The 3311-nt window shown below is 36.2% G+C and carries 3 protein-coding genes; all 3 read left to right on the top strand.

Features of this window, described 5'->3' with window-relative positions; genetic code table 11:
- Positions 1 to 273, top strand: a 273-nt coding sequence (locus tag INT04_RS19060) for a DNA polymerase III subunit psi (RefSeq protein ID WP_193017594.1), incomplete at its 5' end; no start/stop codon positions are given.
- Positions 242 to 688, top strand: a complete 447-nt coding sequence (gene rimI, locus INT04_RS19055) for a ribosomal protein S18-alanine N-acetyltransferase (protein WP_072069008.1) — start codon at positions 242 to 244, stop codon at positions 686 to 688. The genes INT04_RS19060 and rimI, both read left to right, overlap by 32 nt.
- A 708-nt stretch (positions 689 to 1396) precedes the next feature.
- On the top strand, positions 1397 to 2986 hold the full coding sequence (gene prfC / locus INT04_RS19050) for a peptide chain release factor 3 (protein ID WP_193017593.1): 1590 nt from the start codon (positions 1397 to 1399) through the stop codon (positions 2984 to 2986).
- Positions 2987 to 3311: the final 325 nt, after the last annotated feature.

The raw sequence follows: 3311 nt of genomic DNA, 5'->3' as shown, positions 1-3311 counted from the left end.
GATCTAAATAACGGGCTTTTCTCTGATATTTTTAGTGCCATGGGGATAGATAAAAACGAAATCTATTGTATTACAGTAGATGATGTGAGCATGCTCACAGAATCATTTGATCTTCCCTGCTGGTTATTAGGCACTGATCTCATTCTTCCCTCGGAATATACTTCTTTGAGAAGCCCTTCATTGCATCAATTATATTTTGATGCCGATGCAAAACGCGATCTTTGGAAACAAATCTATCAATATGAAGACCATTTCACCCTTAAATCCTGCTGATTTACCTTTAGCGTGGCAAATTGAAAAATTAAGTCATTCATTCCCTTGGAGTGAAGAAACATTTTATAGTAACCAAGGTAGTCATTATTTTAATCTGAAAATTTGCATTGATAATATTATTGTAGGTTTTGCAATTACGCAATTAATATTAGATGAGGCAACACTTTTTAATATTGCAATACACCCTGATTATCAGGGAAAAGGATACGGTAAAACGCTTTTATTAGAACTCATTGAAACACTTGAGAAAAAAAATATTACAACCTTGTGGTTAGAGGTGCGAGAATCTAATGAAAAAGCGTTCAATCTCTATGAATCTATAGGATTTAATTTCGTCTCAAAGCGTAAAAATTATTATCCAACAAAGACGGGTAATGAGGATGCGATTATCATGGCTTATCCTATTTCTTTCTAGTTAAATATCTATTTAAGTTAAATTTAAAACGTCTTCTATTAGGCGTTTTTTATTTCACTTTAATTTTTTTGTTTTTATTTTTTTATTAATTTTATTTAAATTTTATCTTTATTTTTACTTAATGGAAATTTATCTAGATAATTTCACTTTTGTCATGGTTTCATTTTATAGATAAGCGTGATTATAACAGTGTTAAAATAGTGAATGATATTTAAAATAAGTAAATTGAATATTTATTTTTGTTTTAAATAAAGTGATTAATCTCTAAAAATAGACAAAATTAAATTTAAATAAATGTGCATCTATGTTGATTGTTATATTCAATCCCGCCTTTAACTGGAAATAAATAGGCTAATTCTTCGTATTATGAGTAGGCCATAAATGAAACTTGTAAAAATTTTAGCAGAAGCAAATAGGCACTCTTTTGGGTATCAATGAAAATAATGTGATGATCATACGGGGGCTGAGATAGGGTTTCGTCCTTATGGTGTAAATAGGCACGATTAATTTTTTCAAATACTAGGCATCATCCCCTCAAGCAGATAAAATAGTAACCATTGATTGTTTATGCAGACAAGATAGGCGAAAATAAGCGCCAATTAAGATTAACTTACGGGTTGAATGTCTTTATAGCCACTTTAATTATTAGTTATAGCAATATATCAGTGTCTTACATTCTCTCGTCTATCAACCAGAAGATCACCATTGATGTCTAATCCTATTTTTCAGCAAGAAGTTGCTCGTCGTAGAACTTTTGCCATTATTTCCCACCCCGATGCGGGTAAAACAACCATCACTGAAAAAGTGTTGTTATTCGGACAAGCGATTCAACGTGCAGGGACTGTAAAAGGACGCGGTTCAAATCAGCATGCAAAATCTGATTGGATGGAAATGGAAAAGCAACGTGGTATTTCTATTACAACCTCCGTTATGCAATTTCCTTATGCTGATTGCCTTGTTAACTTACTGGATACCCCAGGGCACGAAGATTTCTCGGAAGATACTTATCGTACACTAACTGCTGTTGACTGCTGTTTAATGGTTATCGATACGTCTAAAGGGGTTGAAGATCGTACACGTAAGCTGATGGAAGTGACACGTTTACGTGATACACCAATCCTGACTTTTATGAATAAACTTGACCGTGATATTCGTGATCCGATGGAAGTCATGGATGAAGTTGAAACTGAGTTAAAAATTGCTTGTAGTCCAATTACTTGGCCTATTGGATGTGGAAAACTTTTTAAAGGGGTTTATCACATTCTTAAAGATGAAACCTATCTTTATCAAACAGGGCAAGGTCACACTATTCAAGATTCTCGCGTTATTAAAGGATTAGATAATCCTGAACTTGATGAAGCCATTGGTGATGATTTAGCAAGCCAATTACGTGATGAATTAGAACTTGTTTTAGGCGCATCTCATGAATTTGATCATGACGCATTTATCGCAGGTGAATTAACCCCTGTTTTCTTTGGTACAGCATTAGGTAACTTTGGCGTTAATCACATGCTTGACGGCCTTGTAAAATGGGCGCCCGCACCTATGCCTCGTCAGACAGATATGCGCCAAGTTACAGCAAGTGAAGAAACGTTTACCGGTTTTGTCTTTAAGATCCAAGCCAATATGGATCCTAAACACCGTGACCGAGTTGCATTTTTACGCGTTGTATCTGGTATGTATGATAAAGGCATGAAATTACATCAAGTCCGAATCAAAAAAGATGTGGTGATTTCAGATGCGCTAACCTTTATGGCGGGCGATCGTTCCCATGTTGAGCATGCTTATCCTGGTGATATTATAGGTCTTCACAACCACGGTACTATTCAGATTGGTGACACTTTTACTCAAGGTGAAATTCTGAAATTTACGGGTATTCCAAACTTTGCGCCAGAATTATTCCGTCGTATTCGTTTACGTGATCCATTAAAACAAAAACAGTTACTGAAAGGATTGGTACAGTTATCAGAAGAGGGCGCTGTACAAGTCTTTAGACCACTGGCAAATAATGATTTAATCGTAGGGGCAGTAGGTGTTCTTCAGTTTGATGTGGTTGTTGCAAGACTTAAGAGTGAATATAACGTTGAAGCGATTTATGAGTCCGTTAACGTTTCAACGGCACGTTGGGTTGAATGCAATAACGAGAAAAAACTCGAAGAGTTTAAACGTAAAAATGAACAAAACTTGGCGCTAGATGGTGGTGATAACTTAACGTATATCGCACCAACGATGGTGAACTTGAACTTAACGCGTGAGCGTTATCCTGATGTTGAGTTTCATCAGACGCGTGAACACTAATACTCGTCTTACTCGTCATACTTCAAGGTGTAGCGTTGTTGACTACGTTCATTCGCACTAGTCACATACTTGTGTTTGCTCCTAGCGACTCATTTACTTGTCGCCTAGCTACATCTTGAATTATTTAGAGTAAGAGTGTTGTGATACTTCAAGGTGTAGCGTTGTTGACTACGTTCATTCGCACTAGTCACATACTTGTGTATGCTCCTAGCGACTCATTTACTTGTCGCCTAGCTACATCTTGAATTATTTAGAGTAAGAGTGTTGTGATACTTCAAGGTGTAGCGTTGTTGACTACGTTCATTCGCACTAGTCACATACTTGT

Origin of the sequence: Proteus sp. FME41 (genome assembly GCF_014897315.1) — a bacterium.
GTDB lineage: Bacteria > Pseudomonadota > Gammaproteobacteria > Enterobacterales > Enterobacteriaceae > Proteus.
This window is presented reverse-complemented; position numbering and strand designations above follow the sequence as displayed.